Origin of the sequence: Peptoniphilus gorbachii, assembly GCF_016908115.1 — a bacterium.
Taxonomy (GTDB): Bacteria; Bacillota; Clostridia; order Tissierellales; family Peptoniphilaceae; genus Peptoniphilus_A; species Peptoniphilus_A gorbachii.
In genome coordinates this window covers 71,483-93,361 of record NZ_JAFBDH010000007.1, presented here as the reverse complement: position 1 = coordinate 93,361, position 21,879 = coordinate 71,483, and the positions used below count along the sequence as shown (strand labels likewise).

General features: G+C 33.1%; 24 protein-coding genes. 9 read left to right on the top strand and 15 right to left on the bottom strand.

The annotated features are described in order from the left end of the window. Window positions 1-48 precede the first annotated feature (48 nt). Genes JOD41_RS07440 through JOD41_RS07420 form a run of 5 tightly spaced genes read right to left on the bottom strand, consistent with a single transcriptional unit; the run spans window position 49 to window position 4,000 of the window. The gene (locus JOD41_RS07440; RefSeq protein WP_205052271.1) at window positions 49-1,251 is read right to left on the bottom strand and encodes a 2-oxoacid:acceptor oxidoreductase family protein; all 1,203 of its coding nucleotides are present in this window, start codon (window positions 1,249-1,251) and stop codon (window positions 49-51) included. Further along, window positions 1,251-2,003, bottom strand: coding sequence for a thiamine pyrophosphate-dependent enzyme (locus tag JOD41_RS07435; RefSeq protein ID WP_156701344.1), 753 nt, complete (start codon window positions 2,001-2,003; stop codon window positions 1,251-1,253). The genes JOD41_RS07440 and JOD41_RS07435 overlap by 1 nt, the downstream gene beginning before the upstream one ends. Then, window positions 2,003-3,067 (bottom strand): 3-methyl-2-oxobutanoate dehydrogenase subunit VorB, encoded by a 1,065-nt coding sequence (locus JOD41_RS07430; RefSeq protein WP_205052270.1) that lies wholly within the window; start codon window positions 3,065-3,067, stop codon window positions 2,003-2,005. The genes JOD41_RS07435 and JOD41_RS07430 overlap by 1 nt, the downstream gene beginning before the upstream one ends. Before the next feature lie 11 nt (window positions 3,068-3,078). Next, window positions 3,079-3,297 (bottom strand): 4Fe-4S dicluster domain-containing protein, encoded by a 219-nt coding sequence (locus tag JOD41_RS07425; protein WP_019108373.1) that lies wholly within the window; start codon window positions 3,295-3,297, stop codon window positions 3,079-3,081. Window positions 3,298-3,307: 10 nt separating this feature from the next. After that, entirely contained in the window at window positions 3,308-4,000 is a 693-nt protein-coding gene (locus tag JOD41_RS07420; RefSeq protein WP_205052269.1) for an ATP-binding protein, read from the bottom strand. Between the two features lie 223 nt (window positions 4,001-4,223). Here JOD41_RS07420 and htpG point away from each other — a divergent pair, with 223 nt between their 5' ends. The 3 genes from htpG to JOD41_RS09265 all read left to right on the top strand — a co-directional run bounded on the left by htpG (window position 4,224) and on the right by JOD41_RS09265 (window position 7,452). Beyond that, window positions 4,224-6,074: a molecular chaperone HtpG gene (htpG, locus tag JOD41_RS07415; protein ID WP_205052268.1), complete on the top strand. Its 1,851-nt coding sequence runs from the start codon at window positions 4,224-4,226 to the stop codon at window positions 6,072-6,074. A 129-nt stretch (window positions 6,075-6,203) separates the two neighbouring features. Further along, the gene (locus tag JOD41_RS07410; protein ID WP_205052267.1) at window positions 6,204-7,316 is read left to right on the top strand and encodes a sodium ion-translocating decarboxylase subunit beta; all 1,113 of its coding nucleotides are present in this window, start codon (window positions 6,204-6,206) and stop codon (window positions 7,314-7,316) included. A gap of 10 nt (window positions 7,317-7,326) precedes the next feature. Further along, a complete protein-coding gene (locus JOD41_RS09265; protein WP_275587965.1) occupies window positions 7,327-7,452 on the top strand; it encodes an OadG-related small transporter subunit in 126 nt (41 codons plus the stop codon). 64 nt (window positions 7,453-7,516) lie between these two features. Here the strand turns inward: JOD41_RS09265 and JOD41_RS07405 are convergent, their stop codons facing one another. Beyond that, window positions 7,517-7,930: a hypothetical protein gene (locus tag JOD41_RS07405; RefSeq protein ID WP_205052266.1), complete on the bottom strand. Its 414-nt coding sequence runs from the start codon at window positions 7,928-7,930 to the stop codon at window positions 7,517-7,519. Between the two features lie 464 nt (window positions 7,931-8,394). Between JOD41_RS07405 and JOD41_RS09330 the strand changes: the two genes are divergently transcribed. Continuing rightward, the gene (locus tag JOD41_RS09330; protein WP_205052289.1) at window positions 8,395-8,508 is read left to right on the top strand and encodes a transposase; all 114 of its coding nucleotides are present in this window, start codon (window positions 8,395-8,397) and stop codon (window positions 8,506-8,508) included. 121 nt (window positions 8,509-8,629) lie between these two features. Here the strand turns inward: JOD41_RS09330 and rbr are convergent, their stop codons facing one another. Further along, window positions 8,630-9,223 carry a rubrerythrin gene (gene rbr / locus JOD41_RS07395; protein WP_205052265.1) on the bottom strand — a complete coding sequence of 198 codons (594 nt, stop codon included), beginning with the start codon at window positions 9,221-9,223 and terminating at the stop codon, window positions 8,630-8,632. 243 nt (window positions 9,224-9,466) lie between these two features. On the opposite strand from rbr, the gene JOD41_RS07390 reads away from it, so the two are divergent. From JOD41_RS07390 to JOD41_RS07370, 5 genes are all read left to right on the top strand, one after another. After that, on the top strand, window positions 9,467-9,655 hold the full coding sequence (locus tag JOD41_RS07390) for a transposase (RefSeq protein WP_205052264.1): 189 nt from the start codon (window positions 9,467-9,469) through the stop codon (window positions 9,653-9,655). A 449-nt stretch (window positions 9,656-10,104) separates the two neighbouring features. Beyond that, window positions 10,105-10,605, top strand: coding sequence for a thiol peroxidase (gene tpx, locus JOD41_RS07385; protein ID WP_205052263.1), 501 nt, complete (start codon window positions 10,105-10,107; stop codon window positions 10,603-10,605). Beyond that, the gene (gene rlmH / locus JOD41_RS07380) at window positions 10,605-11,084 is read left to right on the top strand and encodes a 23S rRNA (pseudouridine(1915)-N(3))-methyltransferase RlmH (RefSeq protein ID WP_205052288.1); all 480 of its coding nucleotides are present in this window, start codon (window positions 10,605-10,607) and stop codon (window positions 11,082-11,084) included. Before tpx ends, rlmH begins: the two co-directional genes overlap by 1 nt. A gap of 7 nt (window positions 11,085-11,091) precedes the next feature. Next, window positions 11,092-11,616 (top strand): hypothetical protein, encoded by a 525-nt coding sequence (locus JOD41_RS07375; protein ID WP_205052262.1) that lies wholly within the window; start codon window positions 11,092-11,094, stop codon window positions 11,614-11,616. Between the two features lie 31 nt (window positions 11,617-11,647). Then, window positions 11,648-12,025 (top strand): hypothetical protein, encoded by a 378-nt coding sequence (locus JOD41_RS07370; protein ID WP_205052261.1) that lies wholly within the window; start codon window positions 11,648-11,650, stop codon window positions 12,023-12,025. 96 nt (window positions 12,026-12,121) lie between these two features. Here JOD41_RS07370 and JOD41_RS09215 read toward each other — a convergent pair whose 3' ends face one another. The 8 genes from JOD41_RS09215 to hisS form a co-directional block, all read right to left on the bottom strand. Further along, window positions 12,122-14,245 (bottom strand): S-layer homology domain-containing protein, encoded by a 2,124-nt coding sequence (locus JOD41_RS09215; protein ID WP_239541134.1) that lies wholly within the window; start codon window positions 14,243-14,245, stop codon window positions 12,122-12,124. Between the two features lie 11 nt (window positions 14,246-14,256). Then, entirely contained in the window at window positions 14,257-15,018 is a 762-nt protein-coding gene (locus tag JOD41_RS07360) for a hypothetical protein (RefSeq protein WP_205052260.1), read from the bottom strand. A gap of 321 nt (window positions 15,019-15,339) precedes the next feature. After that, a complete protein-coding gene (locus JOD41_RS07355) occupies window positions 15,340-16,095 on the bottom strand; it encodes a ZIP family metal transporter (RefSeq protein ID WP_205052259.1) in 756 nt (251 codons plus the stop codon). Between the two features lie 87 nt (window positions 16,096-16,182). Continuing rightward, on the bottom strand, window positions 16,183-16,398 hold the full coding sequence (locus JOD41_RS07350) for a hypothetical protein (RefSeq protein ID WP_205052258.1): 216 nt from the start codon (window positions 16,396-16,398) through the stop codon (window positions 16,183-16,185). A gap of 8 nt (window positions 16,399-16,406) precedes the next feature. Then, on the bottom strand, window positions 16,407-16,946 hold the full coding sequence (locus JOD41_RS07345; protein ID WP_205052257.1) for a M48 family metallopeptidase: 540 nt from the start codon (window positions 16,944-16,946) through the stop codon (window positions 16,407-16,409). Between the two features lies 1 nt (window position 16,947). After that, window positions 16,948-18,411 (bottom strand): cardiolipin synthase, encoded by a 1,464-nt coding sequence (gene cls, locus JOD41_RS07340; RefSeq protein WP_205052256.1) that lies wholly within the window; start codon window positions 18,409-18,411, stop codon window positions 16,948-16,950. Window positions 18,412-18,430: 19 nt separating this feature from the next. Beyond that, complete coding sequence (gene typA, locus JOD41_RS07335; protein WP_239541130.1) at window positions 18,431-20,254, bottom strand: translational GTPase TypA; 1,824 nt, start codon at window positions 20,252-20,254, stop codon at window positions 18,431-18,433. A gap of 307 nt (window positions 20,255-20,561) precedes the next feature. Further along, window positions 20,562-21,869: a histidine--tRNA ligase gene (hisS, locus tag JOD41_RS07330; RefSeq protein ID WP_205052255.1), complete on the bottom strand. Its 1,308-nt coding sequence runs from the start codon at window positions 21,867-21,869 to the stop codon at window positions 20,562-20,564. Window positions 21,870-21,879 lie beyond the last annotated feature (10 nt).

Genomic DNA, 21,879 nt, shown 5'->3' with positions numbered 1-21,879 from the left:
AAAAAATTACAAAAAAAGAAGCACCTAAGGTGCCTCTTAAAAATTTTATTACATTTTTGAGAACATTTGGTCAGCCCACCATTCTTCCTTATAAATTTCGTACTGACCAGCAACTTGTTTTAATTGGAAGTTTTCCCAATATTCAAGTTCATCGTAAAGTTTCTTTGCATTGGCATCTTCAGATTTTTCCTTAGCCTTAGCATAAAAAGCAATAGAAGAATTTTTAATGTCTTTAGCAATTGCAAATACATTTAGTGCAAGTCTTGCCTTTTCAGGGTCAACCTTGCCCCAATCGTAATCTTCTCTCTTAGTAAGTTTTGCCTTGATCTTATCGGCAAGAGAAGTTTCATCCTTAGATTTTAATGTTTCTTTAAGTCCCTTTAAGTAAGAGATGTGTTCTTCTGATTGATGTGAAAGTGATGCGAAAATTTCTCCTGCATCGTCGCCCTTTAACATTTCAGCAGCCTTGTCGCAGAATTTTATAGATTCACCCTCAATGAAAAGTGCTTCTTCAACTATTGACATTTCGTTTTCAAAAATCTTTTCGTCATCTTCTTTTGAATATTTTTTAATTGTCTTTAGGTATTCAATATTTTCAAGGTCACTTCCGCTTAATTCAACATTTGCTGCAGTTTGTCTTGAATAGTGACTCTTAACCTTAGAATTTGTCTTTTCTGGAAGGATTTGACAAATTCCACCAACGCAGCCTGCTCCCTTAATTGCTTCTTGTCCAGTGGCAATAGCTCTTTCATTTATTGGAAGAAGTTTTTTCTTAGAATCTCCATAAACTTTTGTAAAAGCTTTTATTACTGATTCAACTTTTACAGTATTTGTAACCTCTAAAAATGCCCCAAGCATTACCATATTTGCAACTTTTGAATTGCCAAGTTCATTTGCCAAGTCATTTACTGGAATAGAAAAGACATTTATGTCATCTCTTCTTGGTGCTTTTTTAACGAGAGATGAATTTATAAATAAATTTCCACCAGGTGCAACATGGGATTCAAATTTTTCAAGAGATGGCTCGTTCATAACCACTACATCTGTTGCTTGTGAAATTACTGGAGAGCCAACGGGTTCATCAGAAACTACAACTGAGCAGTTTGCAGAACCTCCACGCATTTCTGGACCATAACTTGGAAGCCAGGAAACAAATTTGTTTTCAAGCATTCCTGAATAAGTTATAAGTTGACCCATTGCCATAATACCTTGTCCGCCAAAGCCAGCAGCAATAATATCTCTAGTAGCCATTATTCACCCCTCCTAAAATTACCAAGTGGATAGTATGGAATCATATTATCTCTAAGCCATGCAAGTGCATCTGCAGGAGGAAGTCCCCAGTTTGTTGGGCAAGATGATAAAACTTCTACAATTCCAAATCCCTTGCCTTCAAGTTGATATTTGAAACATTCTTTAATAGCTTTCTTTGCCTTTCTAATATTTGCTGGAGTGTCAACAGAAACTCTTTCAACAAATTTTGCTCCATCAATAGTAGCAAGCATTTCAGAAACTTTAATTGGCTTACCACACCAAGCTTCGTCTCTTCCGTAAGGAGAAGTTGTTGTAACTTGACCAACTAGTGTTGTTGGTGCCATTTGTCCACCAGTCATACCATAAATTGCGTTGTTGACAAAAATTGTTGAAATATTTTCTCCTCTGTGAGCAGCTTGAACAATTTCTGCAGTACCAATAGAAGCCAAGTCGCCATCGCCTTGATAAGTAAATACTAAATTATCAGGATGAACTCTTTTAATTCCTGTTGCAACGGCAGGTGCTCTACCGTGAGCTGCTTCGTGCATGTCGCAGTTAAAATATTTGTAAGCAAGAACTGCACAACCAACTGGTGCAACTCCTATTGCTTCGTCTAAAACTCCTAGTTCAACTAAAGATTCTGCCACTAATTTGTGGATAACACCATGAGTACATCCAGGGCAATAGTGAGTTTCATTTCTAGTCAAACCTTCTGAATATTTATATAAAACTTGTTCATTAGTTTTTTCCATTATTTGAGACCTCCTAAAACTTTAAGAGCAGCTTCTTTAATTTCTTCCACATTTGGAATTACGCCGCCTTGTCTTCCAAAGAAGTGAACCTTTTGTCTTCCTTCAACTGCAATCTTTACATCGTCAGTCATTTGACCTTGGTTCATTTCGCAAACTAGAATATCTTTGCAATTTGGATTTATGCCCTTGAAGGCTTCATAAGGATATGGCCAACAAGTTATTGGACGGATAAGACCAACTTTGTGACCTTCTTTTCTTAAATGTTCAATTGCACTCTTTGCAATTCTAGCAGTAGTTCCATAGGCACTGATAACTAAATCAGCATCTTCAATGCCATCAACTTCTACTCTAATTTCATTTTCTGTAACTTGTCTATATTTTTCAATTAAGTGCTTGTTGTGTTCTTCAAGTTCATCAGCAGAAAGATAAATTGAATTTATAATATTTCTTTCACCATGATTCTTTCCCTTGCCTCTTGTTGCCCAAGTTTTTTCAGGAAGATCCATTTTTTCTTGCATTCCAAATTCAACTGGTTCCATCATTTGTCCAAGTACACCGTCACTCATAATAACAACAGGATTTCTGTACTTATCAGCTAAATCAAAACCAAGTTCAATTAAATTTACAAGCTCTTGCACAGAAGATGGTGCCAAAGTAATAGTTCTGTAGTCACCATTTCCGCCACCTCTAGTTGATTGGAAATAATCAGTTTGAGAAGGTTGGATTGATCCAAGTCCAGGACCACCTCTCATCATATTTACAATTACGCAAGGAAGTTCTGCCCCTGCCATATAAGAAATGCCTTCTTGCATTAGTGAAACTCCAGGAGAAGAAGATGAAGTCATAACTCTTGCTCCAGCTCCTGCAGCACCATAAAGCATATTTATAGCTGCAACTTCAGATTCAGCTTGCAAAAAACATCCGTCAACCTTTGGAAGTTCCCTTGATAAATATTCAGGAATTTCAGATTGAGGAGTAATAGGATAACCGAAAAAATATTTGCAACCAGCTTCAATAGCTGCTGCACCAACTGCTTCGTTCCCCTTCATAAGTACCTTTGTCATGTAAACACCCCTTAAGAAATTTTATATACTGTAATAATTGAATCAGGACAAGTAATTGCACAATTTTGACAAGCAATGCAATCCTCTGGTCTTTTTGCCATAGCAGGTGCGTAACCTTTTTTGTTAATAGTATCCATATCGATTTCAATTACATCTTTTGGACATACAGTTACACATAACCCACATCCCTTACATCTGTCGCTTTCAAACTCCACTCTTCCTTTAGCCATTATTTACCTCCTATAACATCCAATCTTCTCTAAAATATAAGTCTATTGGAAAAACTTCTGCTGCTAAATTTAAAGCTCTAACATCACTTTCAATACTTCTTAGGCATACTGCATAAACATAGGGCAGATTTAATTTTTCTGAAACTTCTCTTGCAAGCTCATCGCCATACAAAAGATCATCTGCTGTAGTTTCCTTCAAAAAATGAGTAGTGTTAATTATTCCCGTCACCTTAGTTTGTGAATGGCCTTCCACTTGTCCAATAAAATCTCTAACAGACTTAAAGTCCTTAGTCTCTGGTCTATTTCTATTGATGACAAAGTAGTGATCATAGCCTTCTCTTTTTAAAATATCTCTATACCTGCCAAGAGAAAGTGATCCCTTTGGATTTCCACCAACATCTAATACAGCTCTGTAGTCTTTATTTTCTAGTGGTTTTAAAATTGCCGCATCAACTGCTGGTATGTCTAGTGCATTTTTTTCACGCATATTAGATGAAAAGGATTCTACTCCATTTTCCTTTAAAAAATCCATTTTCTCTCTAAGTCTAAAATATGTATTTATAATGTCTAAATCAACTGCTGCTACTTTGTCAAAATACTTTCTTAGGTATAGGGCATAATTTATTGCAAATTCAGTCTTTCCACTGCCAAAGTGTCCTGTAATAATTTTTATCCTATTGCCTTTTTCTACTTCAGTAAACATTTCTCCTCCCTTCTAAAATACCAAATATATTATACATCAATAATAAGACTTTGAAAACAATTGCCTCATTTTTTTTAATTTTTTTAAATAATTATTTTTAATAAATCTAATAATTTTTTTATAAAAGTTTGACTATTTATATGAAAAGATATATATTATTAGCAGATGTACTTATTGAGTGCTAATAAAAGATTTAAAAAATTATTTGAATAAAGGTGATTAAATGAAAAATAAAAAATACAATGCTGAAACTGAAAGATTAATGGATTTAATGATTAACTCCATTTACACAAATAAAGAAATATTTTTGCGTGAATTAATTTCAAACGCATCTGATGCCATGGACAAGATGTACTACATCGCCCTTAATGACGACAAAGTTAAATTCAATCACGAAGATTACTATATAAGAATTAGACCTGATAAAGAAAAAAGAACTATTACCATTGAAGATAATGGCATTGGTATGACTGAAAATGAACTTGTAGAAAACTTGGGCACAATTGCAAAATCTGGCTCTCTTGATTTTAAAAATCTAAACGAAAAAAATGAGGGTCATGAAATAATCGGTCAATTTGGGGTAGGTTTTTATTCTGCCTTTATGGTTGCCGATGAAATTACTGTCCTAACAAGGTCTTATAAGGAAGAGGTCGCTCATCTTTGGAAGTCAAAGGGTGCAGAAGGCTACACAATTTCTGACGCAGAAAAAGATAGTCAGGGAACTACAATAACTCTTCACTTAAAAGAAAATACTAAGGACGAAGACTATGACAAGTACCTTGATGAATATGAAATAAGAGAACTTGTAAGCCACTACTCAAACTACATCTCCTATCCAATAAAGATGGAAGTTGAGAAGAAAAGACCGGCTGCTGACTCAAGTGAAGATGATCCAAAATTTGAATCCTATAGAGAAGATGATGTTCTTAATTCCTCTGTTCCTATGTGGAGAAAAAATAAAAATGAATTAAAGGATGAGGACTACAACAACTTCTTTAGACAAAGACACTTTGGCTTTGAAGATCCTCTTGCCCACATCCATGTAAGTGTGGAAGGCATGATTTCCTTTAAGGCAATTTTATATATTCCTTCCAGAAGACCTTTTGACTTCTTAAGTCCAGAAAGAAAGGGCGGACTTGAACTTTATTCCAACGGGGTTTTAATTATGGAAAAATGCCAAGATCTTCTTCCAGATTATTTGAACTTCGTTAAAGGTATAGTTGACTCTGAAGATATTTCCCTAAATATTTCTCGTGAAATGCTACAAAAAACTCGCGAGCTTCAACTTATAAAGAAAAATATTGAAAAGAAAATTCTTGATGAGCTTGCAAAAATTCTTAAAAATGACAGAGAAAAATATGCTGAATTTTTCAAAAACTTTGGCGTAAGTTTAAAATCTGGTGCCTATGAAAATTATGGAGCCGACAAGGACAAGTTAAAAGATTTGTTTATTTATTCAACAACAAAAAGAGAAAATGTTACATTTAACGAATACAGAAAGGACATGGCTCCAGACCAAGACTTTATCTATTATGCCAATGGAACATCTCTTGAAAGCATAAAGGAACTTCCACAAATAAAACAATTTATAGAAAAGGACATTGAAGTTCTTGCCTTAACTGATCCTATAGACGAATTTGTCATAAAAATGCTTGATGAATACGATGAAAAGAAATTTAAATCAATTTCAGAAACTGATGCAAAAGAAGAAGACGACAAAAATCTTGGCGACTATGTAAAGAAGATGAAGGACCTTTTAACTGGTGAAGTTTCATCAATAAAAGAAAATCCAAACTTAAAAGATGACGCAGCTTATCTATCAAGTAAGGGCGAAATCTCCATAGAAATGGAAAAAACTTTAAGTCACATGCCAAATAATGAAGGCTTTAAAGCAGATAAAGTTTTGGAAATAAATCCAAATCATACAGCCGTTAAAAAATTAAAGGAAATGGATAAAGACTCAGAAGAATTTAAAACTTATACAGAATTACTTTACGACGGTGCAAGACTTGTAGCAGGTCTTGAAATAAAAGACCCAATCGCCTACGCAAGAAATGTATCAAAACTTATGTAATAAAAATTTTATAAATTTAATATAAATATAGCTCACATAAAAATGTGAGCTTTTATAATTTCCACAAGAATTGAATATTTGCCCTTTTTGTGTTATATTACTTGTCATGTAAAAAATATAGGAGGTCAAATGGAAACACTATTATCAGGGATTTTAAATCTCGAAGTTAAACACATAATTATGTTTATTATTGGCGGAATTTTAATTTATCTTGCCATTGATAAAGAATACGAACCGTCACTTCTTCTTCCAATTGGTTTTGGAGCAATTATTTCAAATATTCCACTATCATCTGCCATTGGCGAAGAAGGTTTCTTAACAATTTTATATAAGGCAGGGATTGCAACAGAACTCTTCCCTGTTTTAATTTTCATTGCTGTTGGTGCAATGATTGATTTTAAACCACTTATATCATCTCCCTTTATGCTCTTCTTTGGAGCAGCGGCTCAATTTGGAATTTTTGCCACAATGCTTTTTGCAATTTCAACTGGCAAGTTTAGCCTACCAGAAGCAGCTTCAATTGGCATAATCGGTGCAGCAGATGGTCCTACATCAATTTATGTTGCCAAGGAATTTGCACCAAATTATCTTGGACCAATTTCTGTTGCGGCATATTCATATATGTCTCTTGTTCCAATTATTCAACCACCTGTTATAAAACTTCTCACAACTGAAAAGGAAAGAAAAATCAGAATGAAGTACACAACTGTTCATGTGCCAAAAAAAGTTGAAATTCTCTTCCCAATTGTCATTACAATTATAGCAGGAATTATCGCACCAATGTCTGTTGCCCTTATTGGCGCCTTGATGTTTGGAAATTTAATTAGAGTCTGCGGAGTTCTTGAAAGGCTTTCTATTTCTGCCCAAAATGAACTTTCAAATCTAGTTACAATTTTACTTGGAATCACAATTGGTGGGACTATGTCTGCCGATGCCTTTTTAAATCTTAACACACTAATGATTCTTGCCATGGGACTTGTTGCCTTTATCTTTGATACAGCAGGCGGCGTTCTCTTTGCAAAGTTTTTAAATTTATTTTTAAAGAACAAAGTAAACCCAATGATTGGTGCAGCTGGTATCTCAGCCTTTCCTATGTCTGGTAGAGTTGTGCAAATGATGGCGGCAAAGGAAGACCCAACTAACTTTATCCTTATGCAAGCCATGTCAGCCAATGTTGCAGGACAACTTGGTTCAGTAGTTGCAGGTTCAATGATCTTGGCTCTCGTGCCAATGTTTATGTAGGAGTGATAAAATGGATATGACAGTATTTATGCAGGGAGTAGAAGTTGCACTTTGGGGACTTGCTGGAGTTTTTGCAGTCCTAATACTTTTCTACATCTTTACAAAAATAATGCTAAAAATTTTTAAGGAAAAATAATTTTTGAAAAATTAATAGACATGAAAAAACTGTTGGATTTATTTTTCCAACAGTTTTTGTTTACTTATTTTTCTTCTTCACCTATAAAGGAGTAGGTCCTTCCCTTATCTTCAAATACTAAGTTTGGCACAGGGTCCTTGTCCTTCTCAGTTTTCATGCCATAACCAGCAATCACAGTTTCTTCAAAGTCATCAAACTTCATTATTACTTGGTAGCCTGCGCCTGCTTTTTTTAATTTATAAGTTCCAGTAAAGTCCATGGCATTATTTCTATCAGTCATGACAAAATTTTTCTTGTCAAACTTTATTGCCATGTCATTATCTACTTTTTTGCCATCCTCCATCCTTGTAATGTCCTCAATTGTCCAATTAACATTATAAATTTTTTTGTCTGGAAAACCTTCATCCTTTCCTGTGCAGGCCGTAAAAATTATTCCTGCCACAAAAATTAAAAATAAAAATTTTAAAATTTTTTTCATGTCTACCTCCTTGTATAATGAACACATAGTAATTAGTGTTCTTTTTTCTTTTTACTATATGATAAGCATAGGCTTGTGGATTGGTTCGTCCTCTAAAGCTTTGACTATTTTATTTAGGTTCCAACCACAGTTCTATGTTTATTTGTTTATGAGTTAGATAAGACTAGACGTTTTATTTCGAGCAGGGATAGGATACATAGTTTTTGTGGATCCCACAGCCAATTTTTATTAATGATGTGATTTTTATGTTTTTGTTGGTATCGATGTTGCTAAGGATAAGCATGATTGTTTTGTCTTTAATTCTGATGTTGAAGTTTTTAAGGATGACTTCACTTTTTCTAAGGATTTAGAGGGGTTTAATCTTCTACTATCTAGTAGACCATATCCTTCTTAAAATTTAAAAGTGTGATTTGAAGCTACTGGACACTATAGTTTTAACTTAAACAATTTTCTTGTGAGCTGAAATTGGTGACATCAATAAATTTGATACTCCTAGTCAGCTTCAAGCTTTTGCAGGTTTAGATCCTGCCACTCATCAATCTGGTAAGTTTGTTGCTAAAGATGTCTCTTCATATTAACCTCCATTTTCTTTAGTAAACTATAGCATAGTTAAAGATTTTTAAGTTTACAATTTAGTAAAAAAACCTGACCTATATGCTAGGTCAGGCTTCTATACTTTTATATTTTATTTCTAATGTTTTATTTTACTAGGCCTACTGCCATAAAGAAGCCTTGTGGGTGTTTACATGCTGGACATACTTTTGGAGCTTCTTTGCCTTCGAAGATATATCCGCAGTTTAGGCATTTCCAAATTGTTACTTCATCTTTTTTAAACATTTCTCCTGCTTCTAGAGTGTCTAGAAGGGTTTTGTATCTGTCTCTGTGGTGTTCTTCTACTTCGCCTATTTCTGTAAATGATTTTGCTATATCGTCAAAGCCTTCTTCTTTTGCAACTTTTGCAAATTCTGGATACATAGTTTCAGCTTCGTCATTTTCACCATCAATAGCTCCTTTAAGGGCAAGTTTTGTGTCCTTATAAACTACTGGAAAGGCTGTATAGTCAGGGTTTAGTTCAATAGCTTCATTTTCAAATTCGTCTTTTAAGTACTTATAAAGTGCGTTTGCGTGAGCTCTTTCGTTTATAGCTGTTTCTTCAAAAACTTTTGCTATGTGCTTGTAGCCTTCTTTATCAGCAATTTTTTGAGATAGAGTGTATCTTTGAACTGCTTGAGATTCTCCTGCAAAGGCTGTTATTAAGTTACTTGCTGTTTTCGTTCCTTTTAATTTTTTCATTTTACTTACCTCTTTATTTTTTATTTGGATATACTTCCAATATATTATATATAACCCTTTACAAATGGCTTAAACACTGGATTTTGTGATAATAATTATCAATTGGTCGCGACTTTAAATTAATTCTATTGGCACTATTCTGATGCTACTAGTTTTGAGCTTGTTCAAACTATTGATATTATTAATTTTTATTCTTCTAAGATTGATGAGTTAGAAGATAAGATAAAGGAGATTGTAATTGATATGGATCCTGTCCTCTTATCTATTCCTGGAATATCTTTTACTTTGACTTCAATCATAATGACTGAAATTTGTGACATCAATAAATTTGATACTCCTAGTCAGCTTCAATCTTTTGCAGATTTAGATCCTGCTACTCATCAATCTGGTAAGTTTGTTGCTAAAGATGTCTCTATGGTTAAAAGAGCTTAATCTTATTTAAGCTGGGCTCTACTTACTGCAGCTAGAACTCTAGCTATGAGAGATCCTTGTTTTAAAAACTATTAGCAAAAGAAAAGAGATGAGAGCAAGCATCATAATCTTACCTTAATTCATATTGCTAAAAAATTAATTAGAGTTATTTTTAAGCTTTTAAAAACTATTTCTAAATTTATTCCTCATAATTAAAACTTTATTATTTTCTTTCCTAATTAATTTAGTCTTGTTTGTTATGCTTATTTTTATTTAATTGTCTTTTGTTTTTTACTCGTTTTATTGTTGACTTCATATAGTTAGTCTAATTTATTACTTTAATTTACAAAATTTTTCTCACTTATATTTAAGTAAAATTGGCATTTTATTTCAATACTTGTTATGATTCATGATAATTGGATATAAATGTAGTGTAAACTAAAACAAAAATAATTTTAGGAGGAATTGAAATGGATATAACATTTGGCGGAAATAAAGTAAACTTAGAAGGTAAAGAAATCAAAGTTGGAGATGTGGCTCCTGAATTTAAGGCAGTAAAAAGGGATTTATCTGATTTTAACTCAGAAGATTTAAAGGGCAAAATCGTAGTTTATTCAGTTGCACCATCAATTGACACATCAGTTTGTGCTATCCAAGCAACAACTTTTAACGAAGAAGCTACAAAATTATCTGATGATGTAAAAATCGTAACTGTAACAGTTGACCTTCCTTTTGCACAAGAAAGATTCTGTTCAGTAAAGGGAATCGAAAATGCAGATATTGTTTCTGACTACAGATACAAGGAATTTGGACAAAAATATGGCTTTATGATGGAAGAATTACAACTTCTTGCTCGTGGCGTTGTAATTGTTGATAGAGACGGAAAAGTAGCTTATGTAGAATATGTTCCTGAAGTAACTCACGAAGTAAACTTTGAAAAGGCTCTTGAAGAAGTTAAAAAATTAAAATGATAAATATTAATTTAATTGTACTTGGCAAAATCAAGGAAAATTATTTTAAAGATGCCATAAATGAGTACAAAAAAATGCTTAAATCCTATGCCGATTTAAGCATTTTTGAAATTATGGACGAACCTTGCCCCGAAAATTTATCAGACAAGGACATGGAGAAGGTGAAAAATATTGAAGGCGAGAAGATTTTATCAAAAATAAAAGGCGATGCCTATGTAATTGCCCTTGCCATTGAGGGAAAGAGCCTTGACTCTGTCGCCTTTGCAGATAAAATCAATGACCTCATGATAAATGGCTACTCCAACATAACTTTTGTAATTGGCGGGAGCCTTGGCTTATCCAATGAAGTTTTAGAAAGAGCTGACTACAAGCTAAGCTTTTCCAAAATGACCTTCCCCCACAAACTAATGCGAGTTATTTTAATGGAGCAAATTTATAGAGCCTTTAGAATAATAAATAACCACCCCTACCACAAGTGAGGTTCTTATGAAATTAAATTTACTCAATCAAGTTTTTTCCTTCCACGACTTTCATCTTACAAATATTGAAAATTTACCTGACAAGGTAATTTTATATTTTGATCAGGGCCTTTATTTTGAAAAAAAGGGCGAAAGACAAATAGATTATATGATGACAAAGCCAAGACTCCTTCTCCATAAAACTGACACCAGCTTTTCTAAGGAAGATCTGGGAGAAATTATTGGAGGACTGATTCACGCCTTTGACCCTGACTTTGACATAGATGGCGGACTTAATGGCCTTGATGATGGCTCTTTCGATGGAGTGGAAATAAATCTCTATAAAGATGGGACTTACAAGAAAATTTCTCTTGATGAATTTTTAAAACTTGATTTTGAAATAATAAATGAGTCCTTTGGCTACGGCTACATGAGATTTCAGGGAATTGTAACAAGCTTTGAGGATGCAAATGAGTGGCAAGAGGCATCACTTGAAATTTACTATAACAATGATGCTGAGCTTATCTATGATGATTTAGAAGAATTGGAATGATATTAAAGGACTAAAATTTTGAGGTGCTAGTATGATTTTTTCCTTTGACTCTTACATGATAAATGTAAATACCTATAAGACAGAAGAATTTATGAAAAAGTTAAATTCAGTGGCTGTGGATTTGGGCGAAAAAATAATTTCCACCCTGGCTGAAATGTCCATAGACTACAAAAAGCCAAGCTACATAAAAAAACTTGGCAAGGACTTAATTTTAAAATATCACGCAGTGGGCGAAATAATTTCCTATGGCGATGTGAGGACAAATGCTCAGTTAAAGTTTGCAGATGGCATCCACCCAATTTATTTTTTAAATGAAGCAGAAATTTATTTCACAGAAGCAGTAGAGATGAGAGAAGACTTTCTCGATGAAAACTCCTTTGAAATAAATATAAATACAAGGATAAAATAAAAAATACCTCATGACTTAAAAAAGTTGTGAGGTATTTTTGTGTAAGGCCAACAAAAAAGGACTCATAGGAGTCCCTCCTTGTTTATATTTAATTGATTATTTGATTATCTCTTTCCATTCTTCCATATTATCCTTTAATTTTAGATAAGTGTGGCTGTGGTAAGCTTCAACAAGTTCATAATATCCCCAATGTCCCTTATGAGACATGTCCTTGTAATTGTGAACTGCATCTTGATTTGCATCGATAAATTTTTCATCAGGATATCTGTCGTACAACTTATTTAACATTGTTGCAACTTCTGCTCTTGTAATAGGATTGTCTGGCTTAAAAGTTCCATCTGGATAACCTTCAATTCTTCCATTTCCATAAGCTTGGTTGATTGCAGCTTCAAATTTGTGACCTTTCACATCTTCAAATAGAGCAGTAGCATTGTTCTTCTTGTCAATATGACTGATTAACTCAGCAAGTTCTGCTCTAGTGATCTTGTCATTAGGTCTAACATTTTCGCCTTCTTTTTCTAATAAATAACCTTCTCTATATGCAGCGTTGATAGCACCGTTGTACCACATATCCGCCTTAGTGTCTTTATAAATCTTAGAAGACTTGTCGCTTAAATCAAGTTTTTGAAGTCTTGCAACTACTGCAATTGCTTCAGCTCTTGTCATATCTCCATCAGGTCTAATAGTATCATCAGGATATCCGAAGATATATTTTTCATGAGAGTTAACAACTTCTTTTTTGTCAACAGATGCATACACAGGATAAGTTTCTACATGTTCGTGAACCTTTGGCTCTATAACTTCAGGTTCAGGAATTGGTGTTGGTTCTGGTTCCGGTTCCGGAGTTGGTTCTGGTTCTGGTTCCGGAGTTGGTTCTGGTTCTGGTTCCGGAGTTGGTTCTACTGCTTTTACCTTGAAAGTATAGGAAATTAGATTTGGCTTATCTTTTGGTGCAGCTTCATCTAGTCCAGCTGGATCTTGAACAGCAGCAAAAGACCAATAAAATCTTTCAGAGTACAAATGTCCAGTTCCATCTTCAGAAGTTCTTTGATTGTGCTCAGATGAAGGAAGATAAAATTCTTTTGAATTAGATAAAGCAAAATCATAAAATCCACCTATTCCAGCTTTTATTGTAATGTTTTCGTTTGTTTTTGCATCTTCAGCAATGCTAAGTCCTGAAATTGAAATTTTAATATTACTTGTATCAAGGTCATTTATTTTCTTAAGTAATTCAGACCACTTTGTGTTTTGTTGTGCTTTTTCTTTCTTATTTAATTTTACAAGAAGGACTTTTTTGTTTTTGCCATTAATATTTTCTGTTTTTACTTCTGTTGTAATATCAAACAAGTCCTTTATTCCCTTTTGAGAATCTTCAATATTAGCCTTTAATTTAGACTCATCAATTTTTACTTCATCAGGAATATCAAGATTAAATACAATTTCAGAATCGCTCATAGCAAATCTATTTTCATAAGATTTTTTAGCTTCTTCATCTTTAATTCCCGATGGACTAACTAGAAGTATGGCATTTCCATTATAGTATTTTTTAAACCATGAAGCATTTAATAAAAATTCTAGATTCAAATCTTCTTTGGCTTTTAGCTCATCAACCTTTTTAGAATCTTTACTACCTTTCTTTTGTAAATCTCCAATAATTTTTAAGTTGGCAAATCTATTGCTGCATTCTGACTCTTTCAATAAGTCATTAGCTTTAAAATTAAAAGGGTTTTTTGTATAGCTATAATTTAAATCCCAATAGTGATTGATATAAACATTTGGTTTATCAAAAAATCCAACAGCTGGTTCAAGGCCCCTTGCGTCTTTTCTAATTCCTATATTATTAAATTCTAGCCCATTTTCATAAGCTGATGAAGATGCAGCTTGTGAATATTGATGCAAAGCCGTTTTATCAGGTTCTGTGATATATTTAGGAATTAACATCTTAAAAGACCTTTCGTATCCTTCTTCACCTGACTTATGACCTGCATGTTTTGCACTAACTTTCACATATTTTAAATCTGACCAATAATTATTAGTCTTAATTTGTTCAGACTTATCTTCAGTATCTCCTATTGATTCATTTAATTCATAATTAAAAATTAATGGATCTAGTTTTTTTATTTCTTCTTCAGAGTCTTGTGCAAATATAGTAGAAAAACTGCTAAAAGCTAAAATAGACGCTAAAGATATAACTGTTAATTTACTAATTGTTTTTTTCATTAACTGCACCCCTATCTAGTAATATCCATTGAATCACACAAAATATCTATTGAAACTACGGGATTAATGACAGGTCTCTTGCCAAAATATGATAGCTCACATTTGCCTGAAGCCTTGATATCCTTTAGGTTTTCTAAAGAATTACTTGAATCAATAGAATATGGAATGCTTATTTCTATATTTTTTCCAACATTATCTATTTCGTCTTTTACAATATCGAAAAATTGACCATAATCACTCCAATATCCTAGATAAAAAATAAATTCTATAGAATTTTCTTCATTATTGATATTGTTGATTTTTATACTACTTATTGACTTAGAATTATTTACAATTTTAATATCATCTTCATTAAATTTTACTTCTTTAGGAAAAGTTATAGTAAAAGTTGCACTTGGAAAAGAACTTTTATCTTTACCATACATTACAATATTTTTCCATGGCTTTCCAAAGGGCGCAAAGGGTTCGAATTCAGTTTTATATAAATTATAAGCTCCATCAAATAATTCACCTGCTTCAACGTTTGATTTTATTTCTCCCTTATAAGAATTGGATTCTTGGTCTAAAACACTGTCAAAATTATTCGTTATAGTCCTGCTTACATTAATATTACCTGTTATTCTGCCTTTAAAGAGACCCTTTTCAAATTTTAGATTACTTTCTACCTTTTTCTCAATGCCTCCTTGAGCAAATACTGATGTGCTTGCAAAAACTGCCAATAACATTACTAGAGCTAAAGATAAGCTCAATGATTTTTTAATTATTTTTTTCATTTTAAACCTCCTTTTATTAAAAAATCAAAAAGAGCAAGAAAAGAAAGCTATTAAATAGCTAAATTTTCCTGCTCACAAAAAATTATATTCAAATAAGACAAAATTATCCTTTCGCCTGAATATACACTTATAGTTGTTTGTCTTCCTGCCTGCCTTGATTCTAAGATTTTTCTTCATGACTTGTCAAGTCCTTTTTGTTTTATAGTTTATAATATATCACTCTAATATTAATATTTCAATATAATACAAATTATAAATTAAATTTTACAATATGTTCTACTTGTTCTTTTTAAATTTTGTAAAATCCTTTATAGTTAAAAATTAAATTAAAGCATCTAAAAACATCATTAGGATAAAGCCGAAGATTACGCCATAAGTTGCTGGCCTTTCGTAGCCATTGTTGTGGGTCTCTGGTATTATTTCATCGCTAATTACAAAGAGCATGGCTCCTCCTGCTAGGGCAAGGATAAAGCCAAGTGTGGCTGAAAAAATTGACACAAGCCAAACTCCCAAAAAGGCTCCTATGGGTTCAACAAGACCAGTCAATGTTGCTATGGCAAAACCCTTCTTGCGTGAGTAGCCTTCTCTTACAAGGGCAAGGGCAACTGCAAGTCCTTCTGGCATATTTTGAAGGGCAATCCCAAAGGCAACGGAAAGTCCATTGGACATATTGTCTCCGCCAAAGCCAACTCCTGTGGCAAGTCCCTCTGGAAAATTGTGAATTGCTATTGCTATTACAAAAAGCCAAATTCTTGATAGATTTTTTACATCTACTCCCTCATGTTTCTTGTCGATTAAATGCTCGTGGGGAGCATACCTATCTATTAAGTCAAGCATAAGTGCGCCACAAAAGATTCCAAGTCCAGTTATTAATACTCCAAGTCTTCCTTCTCCTGCTTCAAGGCTTGGTATAATAAGGGAAAAGCAAGTTGCTGAAAGCATTACTCCTGCAGCTGCTGCAAGAAGTACATCTAAAAGTTTTTGGCTTACATTTTTTGCAAAAAATATTGGGATTGCACCAACCCCAGTCATAAGTCCTGGCACTATACAGCCAAGTATAATAAAAGTTAAATTCATTTTCTCACCTGCTTTTTATTATAACATAAAGATAAATTTTTTTACTCCATCAAAAAAGCACGCCAGGCGTGCTAATTTTTTATATATTTACAAGCTATTTACTGCTCTTTTTACTCCACCTATAAGTTCGTTGAAGAAATTTGAAACTCTGTCAAAGAGATCTCCAAGGTTAAAATTTCTTATGCCCTCTACTATTAGGTTTTTATCTATTTTTTGATTTCCAACAAATATTGAAATATTAAAAAGTTTCATGAGGATTATCACAAGGGCGATTATTCCTATTATTTTTAATGCTTTTTTCATTTCATCACCTATCTCTTTAAGTCTCTTTCAATTTCTTCATAATTTGGCATATACTTTTTGCACTCTTCAATAAATTTTTTGTCATGATAAAAATATTTGAGGTGCACTAGTTCGTGTAGGACCACTGCCTCGATCTCTTCTCTTGGTCTTTCGGCTAGATAAAGATTTATTTTTATGGCGCCACTTTGTGGATAGCAAGTGCCCCATCTTACCTTCATCTTTCTTATTTCAACTGATTTTGGAAAAAGGCCTGTTAGTTTTCCATATTTTTCAAAAATTTCATCTAAAGCTTTTTTAAGTTCAGATCTATAAATTTTTTCTAATTCTTTAACTGATGTAAAATCTATTTTTTTGCCAAAGAGATGATTTTTGTATCTCTTTCTACTTTCATCAGCAAGTTTTAATTCTTCTATTAGCTCTCTATTATTTTCAACAAGCTTTTTTATTTCTCTTTCACTTGTTCTAAGTGGTGCCGACACCTTTATTATACCATCTTCTACTTTTATTCGAAGCTTTTTTACTTTTTTTCTATTTATTTCTATTTCCATTTTACAAAACTGGAGACAATAGTCTTGATATAGATTCTCTAAATTTTGTGAATCTAGATCTATTCTTATACATTTCTGGAGTTATTTCTGTGCAGGACTTTAAGTCTTCTTTAAAGTCTTCCTTTAATTTTTTGTTCATTTCTTCGTCATATAAAAAGGCATTTACTTCAAAGTTAAGTTCAAAGGATCTTATGTCGAAGTTAGCAGTTCCAACGCTTGATAGATAGTCATCTGATATGACAATTTTTGTGTGAAGAAAGCCGCCTTCATATTGATATACATGAGCTCCCCACTTTAAAAGTTCACCCATAAAGGAAAGTGATGCCCAGTGAACAAAGACATGGTCTCTCTTTTTTGGAAACATCAAGTTAACTTCAACTCCAGATAGGGCTGCAACCTTTAAGGCCTTTAAAAGTCCTTCATCTGGTACAAAGTAAGGTGTTTGAATGTAGAGTTCTTTTCTCGCCGATGTTATAAGTTTTTCGTAACCATTTCTTATGGAGTCTGCTTTTGTGTCTGGTCCACTTGTTACAATATTTATGTCAATGCCATCTTCTATTTCAGGAAAAATTTCTGTTGTAAATCCCTTAGTGTATTCCTTTGAAGCAAATTTAAAATCCAAGAAAAATCTCCAAGAAAGTCCATTAACTGCTGGTCCCACTATTCTAAGATGGGTGTCTCGCCAAAATCCCATTGGTCCCTTTGAGACATATTCGTCACCAACATTAAAACCACCTACATAACCAATTCTCTTGTCTATTACTACAATTTTTCTGTGGTTTCTGTAGTTGATGTGAGTGTTTATCTTTAAAATAAGCCCTGGGAAGAAAATTCCAAATTTTACTCCTGACTCCTTTAGCTCTCTTTTATCACTTAGAGTCATTTTTCTAATACCCATTCCATCAATTAATAGGTAAACATCTAAGCCTTCTCTTGCCTTTTCCTTTAAAATATTTGTAAATTCTTTGGAAAGTTCGTCAGACTTATAAATGTAGTATTGAACATAAATTGTGTGCTTTGCATTTCTTAAATCATAAAACAAATCTTCAAATTTGCTTTCGCCTTCGTTATAAACCTTGACACTGTTTTTGGTATATAAAATTTCATCTTCAGCACGATTAAACATCTCTACCATATCAAGATGATTTTTTGTCCTATTATTTGAGTATACAAATTCATCATTTTCAATTTGTTTAAGCTGATACTCCGATTCTTTTTCGAGAATCATATCAGCCTTATATTTTCCGTCAAAAATTCTCGATTTTGAAATGTCTTGACCTATAAAAAGATATAATATAAATCCAATTACTGGCAAAAAATTTATAGCCATTACCCATAACAGTGTTGAAATAGGCTTTTTATTGTCATAGAGGATAATAAATCCTGAAATTAATACATTTGCTATAAATAAGAATGAATAAACTTGGGCAAAGTTTTTGATCATTCCATAATAAGCATTAAACATGGAGCACCTCTGTTATTTATTATTTATTTTTCTTTGATTTGTATCTTTTTTGTGAATCTAGAATTTTCTTCCTTAGTCTAAATTCTTTTGGAGTAATTTCTATAAGTTCGTCATCTTCAATAAATTCTAGGGCTTCTTCAAGACTCATCTTCTTAACTGGAGAAAGTCTAAGCGCATCATCTGAACCTGAAGCTCTGACGTTAGTTTGTTTTTTTGCCTTTGTAACTGAAACTTCGATTTCAATTCCCTTTGGAGATTCACCTACAACTTGACCTTCGTAAACATCTTCGCCTGGTTCTACAAATAGAGTTCCTCTATCTTGTGCATTGTTAAGTCCATAAGTTGATGCAACTCCTGTATCAAAGGAAACAATAGAAGCATTTACTCTTCTTGGAATTTCGCCCTTAAAAGGAACATAGGATTCGAAAATAGAATTTAAAATTCCGCTTCCCTTTGTGTCTGTCATAAATTCAGTTCTATAGCCAATAAGTCCCCTTGATGGAATTATAAATTCAAGTCTTTGATAGCCACCATTAGGTTCAACTATGTTTACAAGTTCGCCCTTTCTTCTGCCAAGTTTTTCTATAACAGATCCTGCGTAGACACTATCAACATCAATTGTAACTCTTTCAGTTGGTTCAAGTTTTTTGCCATTTTCATCAATTTTATATAAAACTTGTGGCTTAGAAACTTGGAATTCGTATCCTTCACGTCTCATGTTTTCAATTAATACAGAAAGGTGAAGTTCTCCTCTACCAGAAACCTTAAAAGAGTCAGTAGTTTCAGTTTCTTCAACTCTTAGTCCAACATCAGTTTGTAATTCTCTATTAAGTCTTGCCTTAATTTGTCTTGATGTCAAGAACTTGCCAACTCTACCTGCAAAAGGTGAATCATTTACAGAAAAGTTCATGGAAATTGTTGGCTCGGAAATTTTTACAAATTCAAGACCTTCAGTATCTTCAGTTGATGTAATAGTATCTCCAATGTTGATGTCTTCAATACCTGTAACTGCAACAATAGATCCTGATCTTGAAGAGTCAACTTCAACTCTATTAAGACCTTCAAATTCATAAATTTGCGCAATTTTAATATTTTCTTTAAAGTCAGGTTTTAATTTATTAACTCTAACTAACTTATCATTTTCTTGAATAATACCTTGTTCTATTTTTCCAATACCAATTCTTCCAACATATTCGTTGTAATCAATTGTTGAAATCAAAAGTTTAAAAGGTTCATCATCCCTATTTTCTGGTGCTGGAATGTACTTAATAATAGTTTCAAAAAGTGGATCCATTGATTCCATTTTATCGTCTAAATCGAGGGCAGCTATGCCTTGCTTTGCTGATGCAAAAACAAAAGGACATTCAAGCACTTCGTCATCTGCTCCAAGTTCAATAAATAAATCCAGAACTTCGTCAACAACATCAAGAGGTCTTGCTTCTGGTCTATCGACTTTATTTATGCAAACAATAACTGGAAGGTTAAGCTCAAAAGATTTCTTCAAAACAAATTTTGTTTGAGGCATTGGACCTTCAAAGGCATCTACAAGTAGTACAACTCCATTTACCATTTTAAGCACACGTTCAACTTCGCCACCGAAGTCAGCGTGTCCCGGTGTGTCAATGATGTTGATCTTAACACCATTGTGATTTACGGCAGTGTTTTTAGAAAGAATAGTAATACCTCTTTCTCTTTCAATGTCGTTAGAGTCCATAACTCTCTCATTTACTTGTTGATTATCTCTAAAAATACCTGATTGTCTAAGTAGAGCATCTACAAGTGTAGTCTTGCCATGATCGACATGGGCAATAATTGCTATATTTCTAATATCTTCTCTTTTCAAAATCTCATCTCATTTCTTCAAACTTCTATCCTATTTTAATCTTAATTAAAAAAAAGTGCAACATAAGTTGCACGATTTCTTGTTAATGCTAATGACAATCGCAAAAAATTTGCGATTGGAATGTTCTTCACAGTGAAGCCGAGCCATGCGAAGGCTGAACTGATGAAGAAGCTTATGCAGCGACTGATTTAGTGGAACATGGATTTTTGCAAGCAAAAATTCATGGGCAAGACTTAGTAAGCTTGCAAGCAAGCAACTCAAGTCTTAGCCAGCGACCGAATAGGAAGCTTTTTCAAAGGAGTCGCACTCATTTACTAAACTTTTCAACTAGTTCATCAAAAGTTACTTCTTCCTGATCACCTGTTCTCATGTCTTTTAAAGTATATTTTCTAGTATTTACTTCTTCTTCACCAAGTACAATTACATAAGGCACTTTTGTTTGATCTGCGTACTTAAATTTTTTCTTTAACTTAGCAAATTCAGTGTATACAGAAACTTTAAGGCCCTTTTCTCTTAGTTCATTTAAAAGTTTTATTCCTTGGTGCAAGCAGTCGTCCATTGGAATAATTAATAAATCAACAAGTGATTTTTCTTCACTAGAAATAATATTTGCTTCATTTAATTGGTAGAAAAGTCTTGAAAGTCCAATAGAAATTCCTACTCCTGGAAGAACTTTGTCTGTGTAGTAACTTGCAAGGTCTTCGTATCTTCCGCCAGAACAAACTGATCCAATTTTTGGATAATTATCAAGAGTTGTTTCATAAACTGTTCCTGTGTAATAATCAAGACCTCTTGCAATTTTTAAATCAATATCAAAACAATTTTCGTCTATGCCAAAATCTCTCATGTAGCCAACTACTTCTGTGATTTCAGATAAACCTTCTAAAAAGATTTCATTTTCAATTTTAAGGTCATTTAAAGCTTTAATAATTTCATCTGTGCTGCCCTTGATTTTTATAAATTCTAAAATTTTTTCGCCCTTATCTTTTTCTACTCCAAGCTCAGATAGTTCAGACAAGACATTTTCTTCGCCAATTTTATCAATTTTATCAACTATTCTCAAAACATTCATTGAGTCTTCTATGCCAAGTGATCCGAAAAATCCCTTTAAAATCTTTCTATTATTTAGGTGAATTGTAAAATCTGTAAAGCCTAAATCTTTAAAAGTGTGATAAATTACAACTGGAAATTCTGCATCATTTACAAGAGATAATTCTCCCATGCCAATTGTGTCAATGTCACATTGATAAAACTCTCTAAAACGTCCTTTTTGAGCTTTTTCTCCTCTGTAGACCTTTCCTATTTGATATCTTTTAAAAGGAAAAGACAAATCATTCATGTGCTCTACAGTGTATCTTGCTAGGGGAACTGTTAAATCAAATCTAAGAGACATATCTGTGTCGCCCTTAGAAAATCTATAAATTTGTTTTTCAGTTTCTCCGCCGCCCTTTGCGAGTAGCACTTCTGATTTTTCTATAACTGGCGTATCTATTGGCAAGAAACCATGTTTTTCAAAATTATCTCTAATTATATCTCTCATTTCATTAAAGAGCATTTGATCTTTAGGAAGTAGCTCCATAAATCCTGGAAGAGTTGAAGGTTTTACTATACTCATAATATCACTC